This is a genomic window from Xenorhabdus bakwenae, from assembly GCF_030272115.1.
Taxonomy (GTDB): Bacteria; Pseudomonadota; Gammaproteobacteria; order Enterobacterales; family Enterobacteriaceae; genus Xenorhabdus; species Xenorhabdus bakwenae.
Genome location: NZ_CP119194.1, coordinates 176221 through 195384, shown reverse-complemented (window position 1 = coordinate 195384; position 19164 = coordinate 176221). Strand labels below are relative to the sequence as shown.

The window sequence follows — 19164 nt, the reverse complement described above, 5'->3', positions numbered from 1 at the left end:
ATGAGTCACAAAGAACTAAGCCTGCTTGAATTAAGACAAGCGGTACTCCAGAAAAAAATTAAAGAACGCATTGAAAACCGTCAGAGTGGGGAAAAAAAGCAGATCGGAGAAAAAAGGCACATTATCCCGAGAAACGCGGATCAGCAAACGCTTCCCCTCTCCTGGGCACAACAACGCTTATGGCTTCTGGCGCAGTTAGATCCCGCCGCCCAAACGGCCTATCACATGCCAGGTGGTCTGCGTCTGCAAGGGTTTCTGAATTTAGAGGCCCTGCAAGCAGCATTAAGCCGAATTGTTGCTCGGCATGAAATTCTGCGCACGACTATCAATATGGTCGGAGGCCAAGCCCTGCAAATTATTGGTAAATCAGAGAGCGGCTTCTCTTTGGCCGTGGAAGAACTCCGTCATCTGCCTGCGCAAGAGCAACAAATTACCATCGAAGAGATAGTTCGGCGTGAAACCAGCCAGCCATTTGACTTTGCACAAGGCCCCCTCATCAGGGGGCGCTTGCTGCGACTGGCGGCAAATGAACATATCCTGTTATTAACCCAGCATCATATTATTTCCGATGGTTGGTCTCTTAACATCCTGATGCACGAACTTTCCACGCTTTATCAAGCGTTCAGCGAAGGGCGTGGTGATCCCCTGCCCGCATTGACACTTCAATATGCTGACTATGCCCTGTGGCAAAGAGAGTGGCTACAGGGAGAAATATTGGAAAAACAGGTGAATTTCTGGCGCGATGCGTTACAGGGTGCGCCTGCACTTTTAGAACTACCGACAGACAGGCCACGCCCAGAGCAACAGAGTTATGCCGGAGGGTATGTTGATATTACTCTGTCACCGGAATTAAGTGCCGGATTAAGAAACCTTAGCCAGCGCCACGGCACAACATTATTCATGACCCTGATGGCGGGATGGGCAACTTTGCTTTCCCGTCTGAGCGGGCAGAAAGATCTGGTGATTGGCACACCGGTCGCTAACCGGCAATATAGCGAATTAGAGCCGCTGATTGGCTTTTTTGTTAACACGCTGGCCCTGCGCATTCAAATAAATGACAATCCAACAGTCAGCGCTCTGCTCGCCAGGGTTAAGGCTCATGCACTGAATGCCTACGCCCATCAAGATCTGCCATTCGAACAGTTGGTAGAAATACTAAAACCACCCCGCAGCCTCAGTCATAGCCCGATTTTTCAGGTGATGATGTCAGTGGATAATACCCCTGGACAGCAGAATATCACCTTGCCGGATATCACCATTAGTGAAATCAATCTAACCGAAAGCAGTGCGCATTTCGATCTGTCTCTCTCGATAAATGATACCGAAAAGGGCTTAGTGGGTGGCCTGGAATATTCCAGTGATCTGTTTGACCCTGCCAGCGTTGAACGTATCGCCAGTTACCTGCAAACCCTGCTGACCGCGATGGTTAAAGATGATTCGCAACCAGTGGAAAGTTTACCCCTATTGCAACCATACCAATGCACTCAAGTATTAGATGAATTCAATGATACGGCCTTTCCATATCCACAAACGTTATTGATCCACCAACTGTTTGAACAACAGGTGGAACAAACCCCTGACGCTACCGCATTAGTGTTTGGCGAGAGTGAACTGAGTTATGCAGAGCTAAACCGCCACGCTAACCAACTGGCTTACCAGCTGATCGCTTCTGGCGTGCGCCCTGATGATCGCGTGGCAATCTGTGTTGACCGTAGTCTGGATTTGATTATTGGTTTGTACGCGATCCTTAAAGCGGGGGCAGGCTATGTGCCGCTCGATCCCGAATACCCCGCCGAACGCCTGGCCTATCAACTGTCGGATAGCCAGCCGGTGTTATTGCTGACCCAACAACATTTGCAGGGGCTGTTGCCAATATCAGACATGCCCGTCTGGTTGCTGGATGATGAAAGCCACCGAAATCACGTGGCAAACCAGCCGGTTCATAATCCTGATGTTCAGCTTCAACCGCACCATCTGGCCTACATCATCTATACCTCCGGCTCCACCGGACAGCCCAAAGGCGTGATGCTGGAGCACCGCAATGTGGTGAACTTTATCCATGCCCAGCACCAGACCAGCGAGCCACAATTAGGGGATCGTATCCTGCAATTTGCGACCATCGCCTTTGATACTTCGGTATCCGATATTTTCCCCACCCTCGCATCCGGTGCCACTCTGGTTTTGCGCCCACCTCATATTCGGATACCGGATATGACTTTTGTCACTTTCCTGCGTGAACAGCAAATCACCATTATGGATATGCCAACGGCCTTCTGGCACTTGTGGGTACAGGAGATGATGGCAGGGCGCAGTGGTTTCAGCCCATCTCTGCATACCCTTATTGTGGGCGGTGAAAAAGCGGAGTACCGCCATTTGATTAGCTGGCTGTCTCATCAGGAAACCCAATCCTGCCGCTGGATTAACTCTTATGGCCCAACGGAAACTACGGTAATTGCCACCACACTGAAATTGGATCACCAAAGCCCACTGCATCTCAACGGTGTTATCCCGATTGGCTATCCACTGCCCAATAGCCGTATTTATATTCTGGATCCGCACGGACGACCGGTGCCTATTGGCGTCAGTGGTGAGATCCATATCGGTGGCGCAGGGGTGGCGCGGGGTTATCTCAATCGCCCGGATTTAACCGCAGAGAAATTTGTGGCGGATCCGTTTAGCACACAGCCCGATGCCCGTATGTACAAGACCGGCGATCTGGGCCGCTGGCTACCCGATGGCGCGATTGAATATCTGGGGCGCAATGATTTTCAGGTCAAGAGCCGGGGCTTCCGCATTGAACCGGGGGAAATTGAAACCCAACTGGTGGCTTGCGACGGCGTCCGCGATGCTGTGGTGATTGCCCGTGAAGAAGAAAGCGGTGACAAGCGTTTAATCGCCTATGTGATCCCCAAAACCGGTATGACACTCAGTCCGGCTGAATTACGCAAGCAACTAAGCACCCGATTGATGGAGCATATGCTACCCGGTGCCTTTGTGATGCTGGACGCTTTCCCGCTGTCCGCCAACGGCAAACTGGATCGCAACGCCCTGCCGGTGCCGGATCGGAGCGCTATTGTCAGCCGTGAATATGAAGTGCCACAAGGCGAAGCTGAACAAACTCTGGCCGCAATCTGGCAATCCCTGTTGCATGTGGAACACGTTGGGCGGCAAGACAATTTCTTTGAGCTGGGCGGGCATTCCCTGCTCGTGGTCAATTTGATAGAGCAACTTCGTCTTCACGACCTGTCTTTGGATGTCAACGCGGTCTTCTCTGCTCCCACGCTGGCAGCTATGAGCACCCTAATTCGTCACAATAATACTCAATCCACGCCTCTACAGGACGTACCGCCTAACCTGATTCGAGAAGACAGTTCCGTCATTACGCCAGATATGCTACCGCTGGTGGCATTGACCCAAGACCAGATAGATCAGATTGTTTCCCATGTAACAGGCGGTATCTCCAACGTCCAGGACATTTATCCACTGGGACCGTTGCAGGAAGGTATTCTGTTCCACCATTTGCTGGAAACGGAAGGTGATCTCTATCTGGACAACCATTTGATGATTTTCGACAGCCGGACACGGCTGGAGAGTTTCTTGCAGGCGTTGCAGCGGGTAATTGACCGGCACGATATCCTGCGCAGCGCCGTTTACTGGAAAGCGCTTCTTAAACCAGTACAAATCGTCTATCGCCATGCACCACTGCCAATCATTGAACTCAGGCTATCGGCAGAGGAAGCCCCAGAAACCCAGCTACGCCGCCTCACCGATCCCCGTGCAATACGGATGGATATGACTAAAGCACCTCTGTTAGCTGCTCATATAGCCAAAGATCCCGCCTCCGATCAATGGCTACTCTCCTTGTTGTATCACCACTTAGTGTGTGATCACATATCACTGGATATGATATTCAGTGAAATACAAACCCTGCTTTTGGGGGACAGTGAAGAGTTACTTACACCACTGCCTTACCGAAACTTTATCGCGCAGATCCGCAATGTACCTTTGGAGGTTCATCAGAACTACTTCCGCGAATTATTGGGTGATGTGGAAGAACCTACTCTGCCGTTCGGGCTGCTTGACGTACAAGGTGGCGGTCTCAATGAGATAGTGGAAAACGTTCTCACGCTGGATAGCCAGCTGGCCCAAAATCTCCGTAATTGCGCCCGTCAATTGGGGATGAGCGCGGCCGTACTGTTTCATGTGGCCTGGGCACAGGTGCTGGCGCGATGCAGTGGTCGGAATGATGTCGTATTTGGTACTGTTCTGTTGGGACGGTTACAGGGCGGGATGGGTGCCGCCGAAGTGCTGGGGATGTTTATTAATACCTTACCTATTCGCGTTAAGTTACAGGCACGTACCGTCAAGCAGGCAGTACAAGAAACTTATCAGCAGTTAACCGCACTACTGGAACATGAGCAGGCACCTCTGGCGGTTGCCCAACGTTGCAGTGGTATTCAGGCACCATTGCCACTGTTTAACAGCCTGCTTAATTTTCGTCATAGCCCACGCGAAGATGAACAAGTGGCTGCAATGGCCTGGGAAGGTATTGACGAGATCGAGGGTGAAGAGCGCAGTAACTACCCCTTATCACTGGATGTGGACGATTTTGATGACGGATTTGCACTCACCGCACAATGCAGCTCGCAAATTAATCCGGTGCGCATTAATGCCTATATGAAGACAGCGTTAGAAAGGATTGTGGCCGCGTTGCAATATGCGCCTGAACAAGCCATTGAGTCAATCGACATCCTGTCACTAACTGAGCGCACTCAGTTACTGGAAACCTTTAACGATAACGTAGTCACCTATCCGCAAGACGCCCTAATCCACCAACTGTTTGAACAACAGGCAGCACGCACACCGGATGCAATTGCATTGGTCTTTGATGAGAATGAACTGAGTTATGCGGCACTGAATCGCCACGCTAACCAACTGGCTCACCAGCTGATCGCTTCTGGCGTACGCCCCGATGATCGCGTGGCAATCTGTGTTGATCGTAGTCTGGATTTGATTATTGGTTTGTACGCGATCCTTAAAGCGGGAGCCGGCTATGTGCCGCTCGACCCGGAATACCCCGTCGAACGCCTGGCATATCAACTGTCGGATAGCCAGCCGGTGTTATTGCTGACCCAACAACATTTGCAGGGACTGTTGCCAGTATCAGACATCCCCGTCTGGTTGCTGGATGATGAAGCCCACCGGGATCACGTGGCAAACCAGCCGGTTCATAATCCTGATGTTCAGCTTCAACCGCACCATCTGGCCTACATCATCTATACTTCCGGCTCCACCGGACAGCCCAAAGGCGTGATGCTGGAGCACCGCAATGTGGTGAGCTTTATCCATGCCCAGCACCAGACCAGCGAACCCCAGGCGGGGGATCGTATCCTGCAATTTGCGACCATTGCCTTTGATACTTCGGTATCCGATATTTTCCCTACTCTGGCCGCCGGTGCCACTCTGGTTCTGCGCCCACCTCATATTCGGATACCGGATATGACTTTTGTCACCTTCCTGCGTGAACAGCAAATCACCATTATGGATATGCCCACCGCCTTCTGGCACTTGTGGGTACAGGAGATGATGGCAGGGCGCAGTGGTTTCAGCCCATCTCTGCATACCCTTATTGTGGGCGGTGAAAAAGCGGAGTACCGCCATTTGATTAGCTGGCTGTCTCATCCGGAAACCCAATCCTGCCGCTGGATTAACTCTTATGGCCCAACGGAAAGTACGGTAATTGCCACCACACTGAAATTGGATCACCAAAGCCCACTGCATCTCAACGGTGTTATCCCGATTGGTTATCCGCTGCCCAATAGCCGTATTTATATTCTGGATACGCACGGGCGGCCGGTGCCTATTGGCGTCAGTGGTGAGATCCATATCGGTGGCGCAGGGGTGGCGCGGGGTTACCTCAATCGCCCGGATTTAACCGCAGAGAAATTTGTGGCGGATCCGTTTAGCACACAGCCCGATGCCCGTATGTATAAAACCGGCGATCTGGGGCGCTGGCTACCCGATGGCGCGATTGAATATTTAGGGCGCAATGATTTTCAGGTCAAGATCCGGGGCTTCCGCATTGAACCGGGGGAAATTGAAACCCAACTGGTGGCTTGCGAGGGCGTCCGCGATGCCGTGGTGATCGCCCGTGAAGAAGCAACCGGTGACAAGCGCTTAATTGCCTATGTGATCCCCAAAACCGGCATCACATTAAAACCGGCCGATTTGCGTGAACAACTCCGTGCCCGCCTGATGGAATATATGCTGCCTGCTGCCTTTGTGATGCTGGATGCCTTCCCGTTGTCTGCCAACGGTAAACTGGATCGTAAAGCGCTGCCGGTGCCGGATCAGCACGCTATTGTCAGCCGTGAATACGAAGCACCACAGGGCGAAACCGAACAGAAACTGGCGGCCGTCTGGCAATCGATTCTGGCACGGGAACAGGTCGGGCGTCATGACAACTTCTTCGAACTGGGCGGCCATTCATTGCTGGTAGTCAGCCTGATCGAACAGTTACGTCAGCAAGGGCTGTCTCTGGCGGTCAGCGCGGTCTTCGCAGCCCCCACGCTGGCAGCCATGAGCGCCCGCTTACATCAGAAGAGTGAGCAAGATGCGCAGGCAATAGCTATTCCGCCTAACCTGATCCGCGAAGACAGTCCGCACATTACGCCGGCTATGCTGCCACTGGTAACCTTAACCCAGCCCCAAATTGACCAGATTGTTGACCGTGTCCCGGGCGGTGTCGCCAATATTCAGGATATTTACCCGCTTGGCCCCTTGCAGGAAGGCATTCTGTTCCACCATTTACTGGCAGAAACCGGTGACACTTACCTTGAAAATATTCTGATGCACTTTGACAGCCGGACACGGCTGGAGAGTTTCTTGCAGGCGTTGCAGCGGGTGATTGACCGGCACGATATTCAACGCAGTGCCTTCCACTGGCAGGAACTCCCCATTCCCGTGCAGGTGGTCTGCCGTCATGCGCCCCTGCCGATCACAGAGCTGACGTTATCCGCGGGAGAAAGTGCTGAAAGCCAGCTCCGGCGTCTGACCGATCCGGACAGCATACGGTTAGATATTACGCAGGCACCATTATTGGCCGCCTATATCGCTCAGGATCCCGACGCCGATTTATGGTGGCTGAGTCTGTTGCACCACCATCTGGTCTGTGACCATCTGTCACTGGAAATCATTTTCAGCGAAGTGCAGGCGCTGATCCTGGGTGAAGAAGCGTCTCTGCCTGCCCCGTTGCCTTACCGCAATTTTATTGCCCAGACCCGTCAGGTGCCGGTTGAAGTGCATCAGGCTTATTTCCAGCAGTTACTGGGCGACGTGGAAGCACCGACTCTGCCGTTCGGGTTACTGGATGTGCAGGGGAACAGCCGCGATAAGCACGCTAAAATCGTGGAAGATATCGTCACGTTAGATGATGAACTGGCACAACAGCTCCGGGATTGCACCCGCCAGTTGGGTATCAGTCCGGCTGTACTGTTCCATGTGGCCTGGGCACAGGTATTGGCACAATGCTGTGGCCGTGAAGATGTGGTATTCGGTACTGTTCTGTTGGGCCGATTACAGGGCGGTATAGGTGCCTCTCAGGTGCTGGGGATGTTTATCAATACCCTGCCAGTCCGTATTCAATTACAGGCCCGTACCGTAAAACAGGCGGTACAGGAAACCTACCAGCGCTTGAGTGAATTGCTGGATCATGAACAGACCCCATTGGCGATTGCCCAGCGGTGCAGCGGTGTGCCAGCCTCATTGCCGCTGTTTAACAGCCTGCTTAATTTCCGCCACAGCCCGCGTAACGAGGAGCAATCCGGTTCACCGGCCTGGGACGGTATTCAGGAGCTGGACAGTGAAGAGCGCAGCAATTACCCCTTATCGCTGGATGTCGATGATTTTGATGATGGATTTGCGCTGACTACCCAATGCAGCCAGCAAATTAATCCGGTGCGCATTAATGCCTATATGAAGACAGCGTTGGAAGGCATTGTAGCCGCTCTGCAATATGCGCCGGAGCAACCTATCCACGCTATCGATATCCTGCCACTGGCCGAACGTACTCAACTACTGGAAACATTTAACGATACCGTAGTCACCTATCCGCAAGACGCCTTAATTCACCAACTGTTTGAACAACAGGCAGCGCGCACACCGGATGCGCTTGCGTTGGTCTTTGGCGAGAGTGAACTGAGTTATGCAGAGCTAAACCGCCATGCTAACCAACTGGCTCACCAGCTGATCGCTTCTGGCGTGCGCCCTGATGATCGCATCGCTATCTGTGTTGACCGCAGTCTGGATTTGATTATTGGTTTGTACGCGATCCTTAAAGCGGGGGCCGGCTATGTACCGCTCGACCCGGAATACCCCGCCGAACGCCTGGCTTATCAGCTGTCGGATAGCCAACCGGTGTTATTGCTGACCCAACAACATTTGCAGGGACTGTTGCCAGTATCAGACATCCCCGTCTGGTTGCTGGATGATGAAAGCCACCGGGATCACGTGGCAAACCAGCCGGTTCATAATCCTGATGTTCAGCTTCAACCGCACCATCTGGCCTATATTATCTATACCTCCGGCTCCACCGGACAGCCCAAAGGCGTGATGCTGGAGCACCGCAATGTGGTGAACTTTATCCATGTCCAGCACCAGACCAGCGAGCCACAATTAGGGGATCGTATCCTGCAATTTGCGACCATCGCCTTTGATACTTCGGTATCCGATATTTTCCCTACCCTCGCATCCGGTGCCACTCTGGTTCTGCGTCCTGCCCATATCCGTGTACCGGATGCAGAATTTGTCGATCTGCTAAATGAGCAGAAAATCACTATCATGGATATGCCCACCGCCTTCTGGCATCACTGGGTACAGGAAATGATGGCGGGGCGCAGTGGTTTCGGCCAATACCTGCACACCGTTATCGTCGGTGGTGAAAAAGCGGAACTGCGCCATTTGCTGAGTTGGCAGTCTATACCAGATACCCAATCCTGCCGCTGGATTAACTCTTATGGCCCTACCGAAACGACGGTGATTGCCACCACCTTAACCCTCACTGATAACGGTCAAGATTCGCCTGAAATGACGGACGTTATCCCGATTGGTTATCCGCTGCCCAATAGCCGTATTTATATTCTTGATCCGCACGGCCGACCGGTGCCTATTGGCGTCAGTGGTGAGATCCATATCGGTGGCGCAGGGGTGGCGCGGGGTTATCTCAATCGCCCGGATTTAACCGCAGAGAAATTTGTGGCAGATCCGTTTAGTGAACAGCCCGATGCCCGTATGTATAAAACCGGCGATCTGGGCCGCTGGCTGCCCGATGGCGCGATTGAATATCTGGGGCGCAATGATTTTCAGGTCAAGATCCGGGGCTTCCGCATTGAACCGGGGGAAATTGAAACTCGGCTGGCGCAATGTCAGGGCGTGCAGGAAGCCATTGTTTTGGTTAGAGAAATAACCCATGATGATAAACGTCTTATCGCCTATGTTCAGCCTGAATCCGGTGCAAACTTGGTTCCCGGTGAACTGCGTCAGCAGCTTGCTCAACAACTTGCCGAGTTTATGCTACCCAGTGCATTTGTCATTCTTGACGCTTTCCCGCTTACCGCTAACGGCAAAATCGACCGTCAGGCATTCCCTGCTCCCGATCAATCTGCCATCGTAGCGCGTGATTATGAGGCCCCTCAAGGTGAGGTTGAAATAACTCTGGCTCAGATTTGGCAAGATCTACTTGGTTTAGAGCGTGTCAGCCGTCATGACCATTTCTTTGAGTTAGGAGGCCATTCACTGCTTATTTTGAAAGCCAGCGCCTTAGCAATAGAAAAACTAGGGCTTCAGCAGAATATGATGGCGAGCCTGATGTCGTTTACCACTATCAAAGAACAAGCCCGGGCCATTGAAGATCACGATAATATCCATGTTGGCTCTATGGTCAGCCTGTCACGGAACATCAAAGCAACACCGCTGTTCTTTGCGCCCGGTGCCGGAGGACATGTGCTCTATTTGCGGGAATTGGCCACAGCATTGGAAGGGACTTATTCCGTTTGGGGTATGCAATCACCTGAGTTAGATGGACGCAGCGATCCTCCAGCATACCTTGAGGTGAACGGCCTTGAGGCAATGGCCAGCGTTATGATCGACTTTCTTAAGAAAGTTCAACCCAATGGCCCTTATTATTTAGCTGGGCACTCTTTCGGAGGCTGGCTCGCATTCGAAATGGCCCGCCAACTCGTCCAACAGGGTGAAAGCATTGGCTTACTGGCTTTAGTCGATAGTGAATCCCCGCCAGAGGGTTTAACCCAAAGGCGCGAATCAGAATGGTCCAATAGCCGCTGGCTGGCCGAGTTTGGCAATGTGCTTGCTGCATTGGCGGGGGCAGAGGAAAACTTTACTGAAGAACAATTCCAATTCATGACAGAAGAAGAGCAATTCGATAACTTGCGACTTCGTTTAATTGAAGAGGAACTCTTACCTCCTCAACTTGAATCTAAGGAAATCGCTGCTTATTTACATGTCTTCAAGACCCAATCTTTGGCGACTTATCAACCGCAGGAACGCTATTCAGGGAGACTCCACCTGTTTCTGGCCAGCGATAACCAGGAGTATGAAGAACAACATATCTCTGCCGAAAGCATTATTGATGGATGGAAAACGCGGGTAACCGGGGAAGTTATCTCCGAGACGTTATCTGGTGATCACATCACCATTATGCGTCAGCCTTTCGTTCAAGGATTAGCATCGGCCATAACTGAATTACAAATTTAAAGAGCATCATTTATCAATATTAAAGATAAGGTTCAATCATTAAATTTTATAAAACAAGGAGTATGTATTATAAATATACATACTCCTAGTTTAAATTAGGATTTAATATCAATGAAATACCCTCATTTCCGTAACAAATAATTCTCAATGATAGTGAAAACTATTCTACTTGATGGTTACGCTTTAACCATAAGGAGAGCGCTTTCAAGGAATCCTGCGTGAATTCATCACAACGGGCCGTGATCTCTTCCGGCGTCAGCCAGTAAACAGCAGCAACTTCTTCTTCCTGCAATGCAAATGGCCCATGACTAACACAACTGAACAAACCACCCCATATACGACAAATGTCCTCTTCATAATAAAAAACACCATGTTCGGCAAAAGGAACACCGGCAATCCCCAGCTCTTCCTCTGCCTCCCGGCGGGCAGCCTCAAGCAACGTTTCTCCCGCCATAACAACCCCTCCCGCCGTGGCATCTAATTTTCCCGGATAAAAGTCTTTCGTTTCTGTACGATGCTGAATCAGAATTTTGCCCATACCATCATGCACGACAATATAAGTCGCACGATGCCTCAAGTTCTGCGCTCTCATCTGCTGGCGAGTCGATTGTGCAATGACTTCATTGCTTTCATTAACGATGTCAATCCATTCAATATTTGCTGATTTTTCTTGCATCATTCTAAAAACCCTTTATCAATCAGTTGCCTGTTACTTTTTGCAGTAAGTTTATAACATTTATAAACAAACGATGGTAAGGTAACATCGTTACATTTTTCAGAAAGTTATTATCGCTGGAGGTTATATGATAGATCTATACTATGCTCCAACCCCAAATGGCTACAAAATCACCCTTTTTCTTGAAGAAGCCGGCATTCCTTACACTATCTATCCCATCAATATCAGCACTGGCGAACAGTTCAAACCTGAATTTCTCACCATTTCACCCAATAATAAGATCCCGGCTATTGTCGATCATCAACCCGCCGATGGGGGAGAGCCTGTCACTGTCTTTGAATCAGGGGCCATTTTACTTTATCTGGCAAACAAAACAGGCCAGCTATTAAGCAAAGAGTTGCGTGAACGTACCGAACAATTGCAATGGCTGTTTTGGCAAGTTGCCGGCTTTGGCCCAATGCTCGGTCAAAATCACCATTTCAACCGCTACGCGCCAGAAGTTGTCCCCTATGCCATTAATCGTTATGTGGAAGAATCAAAACGTTTATACAAGGTGTTAAACACCCAACTGGAAAAAACGGCTTATCTCGGCGGAGACGAATATAGTATCGCAGATATTGCCACTTATCCGTGGGCGAAATGTCATGAATACCAAAAAATCGACCTACAGGATTATCCGGCGGTTGCTCAATGGCTGGATAAGATAAGCCGGCGTCCTGCGACACAAGCAGCCTATAAGGAAGCTTAACTCCAGATATGTAATAAATTCATCTGATGGCGAGATTTTGCACCATAAAACTTGATAGTGGTAACAGATAGCAGCATATTTCGCTGCCGATTAAGTCATCCCTTGTTATAGTCCAATGTACAATGATCTTTTGTTACAGGGGGTGGCTATGCGTATCTTAATTACGGGGGGCACAGGGTTAATTGGTCATCGCTTGACCTGCCAGTTGATGTCGCTCTCCCATTCCATCACCATTTTGAGTCGTTCACCACAAAAGGTGTATTCTCTGTTTTCTGATCGCGTTGAATGTTGGACAACGTTAAATGACCAACACCATCTCAACGGCTTTGATGCTGTTATCAATCTTGCTGGCGAGCCTATTATCAATAAACGATGGACATTGAAACAAAAAGAGAAACTGTGTCAAGGCCGCTGGCAGCTCACGGAACAATTGAGCAAGCTAATCAAGGCCAGTGAATCTCCGCCATCTGTCTTTATTTCCGGTTCAGCCGTTGGCTATTATGGCGATCAGGGACAAGCAGTCGTTACCGAAAACGATCTTCCTCACAATGAATTTGCCCATCAGCTTTGTGAACGGTGGGAGCAGCTTGCCCTACAGGCTCAAAGTGATAAAACCCGTGTCTGTTTGCTGCGTACAGGCATTGTCTTGGCTCCCAAAGGGGGCGCTCTGCAAAAAATGTTGCCACTGTTCCGGTTAGGTTTAGGGGGAGCGATCGGCACTGGCAAGCAGTATATGCCGTGGATACACATTGATGACATGGTCAATGGCCTTTATTACCTGCTGGTATCACCTGATCTCTATGGTCCCTTTAATATGACATCTCCTTACCCTGTTCATAATGAGCTGTTTAGTGCCACACTCGCAACGGTATTACATCGTCCTGCTTTTATGCGCATTCCTGCCTTTGTGTTAAAAGTCATGATGGGAGAAGCCGCTGAGTTAGTCTTAGGGGGTCAACAAGCCATTCCCAAAAGACTGGAAGAAGCCGGATTTGGTTTCCGTTATTTTCAACTGGAAGAAGCCTTACAAGATGTAATAGAGGAAAAGGACAACGCTGGTGTAGCCTGAACAAAATATCAGGCAATAAACGATATGCTGTTGTGGTCTCTTCACAACAGCATATTGACTCAACTTACATGCCATATCCAATGGGCTTAACGCCCTGCCAACGGCTAAACAGATCTTCTGGCAAGTCAATATCAAATTGATCAAGCACACGGTTAACCGTCTGGTCGATGATACCCTGAATATGTTCAGGACGATGATAAAATGCCGGAACCGGTGGCATGATCACCGCCCCAATTTCCGCGGCCTGCGTCATTAATCTCAGGTGCCCCAAGTGCAAGGGCGTTTCCCTCACCCCCAGCACTAGCTTGCGCTTCTCTTTCAAAACAACATCTGCGGCACGGGTAATTAAGCCGTCAGTGTAACTATGCACAATTCCTGATAGGGTTTTTATGGAGCAAGGCAAAATCACCATCCCCAATGTCTTAAAAGAGCCAGAGGAAATGGAGGCGGCAATATCACGATTGTCATGTACAACGTCGGCCAAAGTCTGTACATCCCGCAACGTATAGTCCGTCTCCAATGCCAGAGTCTGCCGGGCTGATGGACTGATCACTAAATGCGTTTCAATGCCTTCTATTGGCCGCAAAACTTGCAGCAACCTGACACCATAAATCGCACCACTCGCGCCGGTCAGCCCGACAATCAATTTTTTCATGTTTTCCTCTGAGATTCTGGCTATAACTGCATGATAATAACAATATTATCCTTCATTATATATTTCCAGATCCTCTATTTCGCTCTGGCCACGCACTTTCATGGCATCATCTTTGCGCAGGTTTTCCAGATAGTCGAGGTAACACTGGTCAATGTCTTTCGTGACATAGATACCATCGAATACGGAGCATTCGAATTTTTCAATATCCGGGTTTTCTTCCCGGACAGCCTGGACAAGATCGTGGAGGTTTTGGTATATCAGGGCATCAGCACCAATAATTTGACGAATTTCATCCACTTCCCGGCCGTGAGCAATCAGTTCATTGGCATTCGGCATATCAATACCATAAACATTCGGGAAGCGAACTTCCGGTGCCGCCGAAGCAAAATAGACTTTCTTGGCTCCCGCTTCACGCGCCAGTTCAACAATCTGTTCAGACGTGGTTCCACGCACGATGGAATCATCCACCAGCAAAACATTTTTACCCCGGAATTCAGCGCGATTAGCATTCAGTTTACGACGAACGGATTTACGACGCTCCTGCTGACCAGGCATGATAAAGGTACGCCCTACATAACGGTTTTTGACAAATCCCTGACGATAGGGTTTATCCAGAATATGGGCGATTTCCAGGGCGATATCACAAGAGGTTTCCGGTACGGGAATAACGACATCAATCTGTAAATCTTCCCATTCACGGGCAATTTTTTCCCCTAATGTCCGTCCCATCCGCAACCGGGCGTTATAGACCGAAATCTTGTCAATAAAGGAATCCGGGCGAGCGAAATAGACAAATTCGAACAAACAAGGTGTTAATGACGGATTTTCTGCACACTGGCGAGTAAACAGTTGCCCGTTTTCAGTGATATAAATCGCTTCCCCGGAAGCCACATCTCGCAGGAACTCAAAACCCAATGTATCCAGCGCCACACTTTCCGATGCCACCATGTATTCATGGCGACCCTCTTCCAGTGTTTTCTTTCCCAGCACCAGAGGACGAATGCCATGTGGATCACGAAAAGCCACCACTCCATGCCCGATAATCATGGCAACACAAGCATAAGCGCCACGAATTTTTTTGTGCATTTTTGCGACTGCCGAGAAAATATCATCAGGCGCTAAGGGGAAATGGGGAAACTGGGCTAATTCATTGGCAAAAATATTCAGTAGAATTTCAGAATCTGAGGTGGTGTTGACATGACGGCGGGCATTTTCAAACAGCATTTTTTTTCAATTCATGTGCGTTTGTCAGATTGCCGTTATGTGCCAACGTTATACCAAAAGGAGAATTCACATAAAAGGGCTGCGCTTCAGATGCACTGGAACTGCCCGCCGTAGGATAACGGACATGTCCAATGCCGACGGTTCCCTGTAAACGTAACATGTGCCGTGTTTCAAACACATCTTTGACCAAACCATTAGCCTTACGTAAACGAAACTCATTGTTACCATCAATAGTTGCAATACCTGCTGCATCTTGTCCACGGTGCTGAAGCACCGTCAATGCATCATAAATCGACTGGTTAACCGGTGTAAAACCGACGATACCGACAATACCGCACATGTAGCCTTTCCTCATCAGCCAAGCGGAGAGCGTTATCTCTCCGGCAGGAAACTCGACGCACTTTGTAGGTAGTCAAAAAACCACCTGATAATTTGACTAAACTGTGGGATCAGTTGTGATTGTTGCCAATCCTGGCTTTTGGGCAGTGGCGTGAAAGAGTCTGCAATAAACAGAATGGCAGACACCACCAAGACACCACGCAAGGCGCCAAAGCAGATCCCCAAAACCCGATCAGTGCCTGACAGGCCCGTTCGCTGAACAAGTGAACCAATGACATAGTTTACTACCGCGCCAATAATCAGTGTTGCAATAAATAAGATAGCAATCGCTATCCCATTGCGCACCAGTTCATCCTCAAGGCGGGTAAAATAAGCCGCCAAATAAGTATAGAAGTGGCTTGCAACAAAGAAAGCACAGCCCCACGTCATCAGGGAGAGCGCTTCGCGAACAAAACCCCGAATCAAGCTAACCAGTGCCGAGAAACCAATGATGGCAATGATCGTATAATCAATCCAGACCATATTTTAATCCAAAAACAGGCCCCCGACATTCAGGTCGGGCGCATTCTAACAGAAAACGAAAACGTTTGCGTAGTAGATTCATCACGCTACTGAAAATAATTTCCGGCAGGTAAACAAACCGCATTTGCTGTGCCAATCAGATTATGGCTTATAATTTTTGATCTGCCCTTGTAATCCCGTAAGTTCTCTTAATTCGGACAAAATAGATTCCAGTGCCTGCCTTGATGCATTCGGCCCGACATAGATCCGGGTTAACTGTCCCTGTGCCGGAGAAGAAGGCACTGTATATACCTGATGCCCGGAAAGACGCAGCCTTGCCACTATTTCGTCAACCTTACCCGCATTTTTTAACGCGCCAAGCTGAACAACATATGCCGTTGCCTGAGGGGCTTGCTCGGTTGGCTTCGGTTTAGGTTTGGTTTCTGGCTGGCTTTCAATACGAGGTTCCGGTTTAACCTGTGGTTTAGTTGCCGCTTTCGGTTGAGAAGATGACTCAGGTTGCCCCCCCTGTTTTAGGATCTTGCGTGACAGGAGGTGCTGTTATTGGCTCTGAAGGCGATAGACGGGACAACATATCTATATCTGGCTCTTGCTCCTGTGATTGCATTGCTTCCGCAGCACCCTCAGGCGGTGTAGACGGCATGTTTTGTGTCAAGGGTGGGATCGCGTCAATATCCTCTTCATCGCCCGGTTTTGGCACCAAAGGAATTGAAGCAAATTGATCTTCGTTATATTTCTTATCGCCATCAAAAATCATAGGCAGGACAATGACACCCAATGCAACGAGAACAATGGTGCCAACCAAGCGATTTTGGAATTTACTGGCCACTTTCCTTGCCCTCCTCCAGTGCTTCCATGACATGTGCAACAGTGTGGAAAGAGCCACAAACCACGATAATATCTTGCACTGATGCGTCTTCCATTGCCTGCTGCCAGGCTGTTTTTACTTCGGGGAATGTCCTCGCCTGCACAAGATGTCCAGCCAGTACATCGGCTTCTGCTCCCCTCAGTTCATGCAATGATGCGCAATACCATTCATCAATTTGTTGAGAAAGACAGGCAAGTGTCCCTGCTATGTCTTTATCTCCCAACATGCCAACCACTCCCCGGATCTTACTGTCTGGAGAACGAGTCCATTCTGCCAGTTTTTGCACCAGATAGCCCGCAGCATGTGGATTATGAGCCACATCCAAAATGACCAGCGGATTTTCCCTGACAATTTGGAAACGCCCCGGTAATTGCGCATTTCTTAGCCCTGCATGGATTGCTTGTTCATCAATGGCCCGGCTGACTTTGTCATCCTGCTGCAATAAGCAATCGATCACCCCCATTGCAGTTGCAGCATTTGCTAACGGCAAATTCGGTAAAGGTAACTCATTGAATTGTTGCTTATCGCTTCGCCAGTTCCAGCTATTTTCTTGCTGTGAGAAATGCCAGTCAACGCCACGGCGAAAGAGTTTAGCCCCCAATTCATCCGCAACTTCAGCAATTGAGTGAGGCATCTCAGGTTCACCCACCACCGCAAAATGTCCACGGCGGAAAATGCCCGCTTTTTCACGGCCAATGTGTTCACGATCGGCTCCCAACCAATCCGTATGATCCAGTGCAATACTGGTGATTGCGGCAATATCGGCATCAACAATATTGGTGGCATCCAAACGACCACCCAGCCCGACTTCCAAAATCACAACATCAAGAGCAGCTTCTTCAAAAAGCTGTAAGGCTGCCAATGTGCCATATTCAAAATAGGTTAATGAGATGTCGCCACGCTGCGCTTCAATCGCGGCAAATACACGGCAGAAATCTTGTTCTGCGGGTTCTTTCCCCTGAATACGCACCCTTTCGGTGTAGCGTACTAAATGCGGGGAACTGTACACGCCGACGTTAAGCCCGGCGGCCAGAAAAACAGATTCCAGGGCATGGCAGGTGGTTCCCTTGCCATTGGTGCCTGATACCGTGATAACTTTTGGAGCCGGTTTCAATAAACCTAACTGGCGGCCCAGTTGACCCACACGTTCAAGCCCCATATCAATGGCTTTGGTATGTAGGTTTTCCAGATAGGAAAGCCACGTCATGAGTGACGACGTGGCTTGAGGAATTTGTGAAATATCAGACATCTTCTTTATTAGGAGTGATGTTTATATCAGCTTCGACATCAGCAGAATCAACAACGATTGCTTCTACTGGCTCTGCTTTTGTGCCCGGATGAGGTTTGTGGGTCAACATGGCAAGCAGGCTGGCAACTTTATCGCGCATCTCTGGACGACGTACGATCATATCAATCGCACCTTTCTCCAGCAGGAATTCACTGCGCTGGAAACCTTCCGGCAATTTTTCACGCACTGTCTGCTCGATGACACGAGGACCAGCAAAGCCAACCAATGCCTTAGGTTCAGCGATATTGATATCACCCAGCATCCCCAGACTTGCCGTTACCCCCCCCATTGTCGGGTGGGTCAACACACAGATATAAGGCAAACCACGATGTTGCATTTTTGCCAGCGCCGCACTGGTTTTTGCCATCTGCATCAGTGACATCAATGCTTCCTGCATACGAGCGCCACCACTGGTGGTAAAACAGACAAATGGACAGTTGTCTTCCAGCGCCTGTTCAACGGCACGCACAAAACGCGCACCAACCACAGAACCCATTGAACCGGCCATAAAATTGAACTCAAAGGCACCAGCCACAACGGGCATATCATGCAGCTTACCTTTCATGACGATAATTGCATCTTTTTCTTGCGTCTGCTTCTGGGCAGCGACTAAGCGATCTTTGTATTTTTTGGTATCGCGGAATTTCAGGATATCTTTCGGTTCCAGTTCACTGCCTAATTCTGTGCCAGTGCCTTCATCCAAAAATGAATGCAATCGCTTACGGGCTGAAATGCGCATGTGGTGGCCACATTTTGGACACACTTCAAGGTTACGCTCTAATTCAGCACGATAAAGTACTTGACTGCAACTGTCGCATTTTGTCCAAACTCCTTCAGGGATACTTGCCTTACGAGTTTGTATGATTTTGCTTTTGTTTAGAATCTTTTCAATCCAGCTCATTAATGAACCTTTCCGTCTGAATCTGGCTGCTGCCAGCTTTTGTTTTACGTGCCATTAAACCACAATGCCATTGCAGTGTGGATAAAAAACTGCTCAAACCTGTT

At 49.6% G+C, this 19164-nt stretch carries 8 protein-coding genes and 2 pseudogenes; 3 read left to right on the top strand and 7 right to left on the bottom strand.

Going from position 1 to position 19164, the window contains the following annotated elements; all coding sequences use genetic code 11:
* The gene (locus PXH59_RS01535; RefSeq protein ID WP_285810008.1) at positions 1 to 10770 is read left to right on the top strand and encodes a non-ribosomal peptide synthetase; all 10770 of its coding nucleotides are present in this window, start codon (positions 1 to 3) and stop codon (positions 10768 to 10770) included.
* A gap of 160 nt (positions 10771 to 10930) precedes the next feature.
* Here PXH59_RS01535 and yfcD read toward each other — a convergent pair whose 3' ends face one another.
* Positions 10931 to 11449, bottom strand: coding sequence for an NUDIX hydrolase YfcD (gene yfcD / locus PXH59_RS01530; RefSeq protein ID WP_285810007.1), 519 nt, complete (start codon positions 11447 to 11449; stop codon positions 10931 to 10933).
* Between the two features lie 124 nt (positions 11450 to 11573).
* On the opposite strand from yfcD, the gene PXH59_RS01525 reads away from it, so the two are divergent.
* The gene (locus PXH59_RS01525) at positions 11574 to 12194 is read left to right on the top strand and encodes a glutathione binding-like protein (protein ID WP_285810006.1); all 621 of its coding nucleotides are present in this window, start codon (positions 11574 to 11576) and stop codon (positions 12192 to 12194) included.
* 148 nt (positions 12195 to 12342) lie between these two features.
* Positions 12343 to 13263: a TIGR01777 family oxidoreductase gene (locus PXH59_RS01520; protein ID WP_285810005.1), complete on the top strand. Its 921-nt coding sequence runs from the start codon at positions 12343 to 12345 to the stop codon at positions 13261 to 13263.
* A gap of 64 nt (positions 13264 to 13327) precedes the next feature.
* Here the strand turns inward: PXH59_RS01520 and PXH59_RS01515 are convergent, their stop codons facing one another.
* The 6 genes and pseudogenes from PXH59_RS01515 to accD form a co-directional block, all read right to left on the bottom strand.
* A complete protein-coding gene (locus PXH59_RS01515) occupies positions 13328 to 13918 on the bottom strand; it encodes a UbiX family flavin prenyltransferase (RefSeq protein WP_047767082.1) in 591 nt (196 codons plus the stop codon).
* A 45-nt stretch (positions 13919 to 13963) separates the two neighbouring features.
* Positions 13964 to 15482 (bottom strand): annotated as a pseudogene (gene purF / locus PXH59_RS01510) (amidophosphoribosyltransferase).
* Between the two features lie 32 nt (positions 15483 to 15514).
* Complete coding sequence (gene cvpA, locus PXH59_RS01505) at positions 15515 to 16003, bottom strand: colicin V production protein (RefSeq protein WP_047767079.1); 489 nt, start codon at positions 16001 to 16003, stop codon at positions 15515 to 15517.
* Between the two features lie 141 nt (positions 16004 to 16144).
* Positions 16145 to 16832, bottom strand: a pseudogene (gene dedD / locus PXH59_RS01500) (cell division protein DedD).
* Entirely contained in the window at positions 16822 to 18120 is a 1299-nt protein-coding gene (gene folC, locus PXH59_RS01495) for a bifunctional tetrahydrofolate synthase/dihydrofolate synthase (protein WP_285810003.1), read from the bottom strand. Before folC ends, dedD begins: the two are co-directional and overlap by 11 nt.
* Complete coding sequence (accD, locus tag PXH59_RS01490) at positions 18113 to 19060, bottom strand: acetyl-CoA carboxylase, carboxyltransferase subunit beta (protein ID WP_047767072.1); 948 nt, start codon at positions 19058 to 19060, stop codon at positions 18113 to 18115. The genes folC and accD overlap by 8 nt, the downstream gene beginning before the upstream one ends.
* Positions 19061 to 19164 lie beyond the last annotated feature (104 nt).

What these genes read in the sequence shown, in the direction of transcription:
- PXH59_RS01535 (WP_285810008.1), top strand. Translation starts at nt 1, where the DNA reads ATGAGTCACAAAGAACTAAGCCTGCTTGAATTAAGACAAGCGGTACTC.
- yfcD (WP_285810007.1), bottom strand. Translation starts at nt 11,449, where the DNA reads ATGATGCAAGAAAAATCAGCAAATATTGAATGGATTGACATCGTTAAT.
- PXH59_RS01525 (WP_285810006.1), top strand. Translation starts at nt 11,574, where the DNA reads ATGATAGATCTATACTATGCTCCAACCCCAAATGGCTACAAAATCACC.
- PXH59_RS01520 (WP_285810005.1), top strand. Translation starts at nt 12,343, where the DNA reads ATGCGTATCTTAATTACGGGGGGCACAGGGTTAATTGGTCATCGCTTG.
- PXH59_RS01515 (WP_047767082.1), bottom strand. Translation starts at nt 13,918, where the DNA reads ATGAAAAAATTGATTGTCGGGCTGACCGGCGCGAGTGGTGCGATTTAT.
- cvpA (WP_047767079.1), bottom strand. Translation starts at nt 16,003, where the DNA reads ATGGTCTGGATTGATTATACGATCATTGCCATCATTGGTTTCTCGGCA.
- folC (WP_285810003.1), bottom strand. Translation starts at nt 18,120, where the DNA reads ATGTCTGATATTTCACAAATTCCTCAAGCCACGTCGTCACTCATGACG.
- accD (WP_047767072.1), bottom strand. Translation starts at nt 19,060, where the DNA reads ATGAGCTGGATTGAAAAGATTCTAAACAAAAGCAAAATCATACAAACT.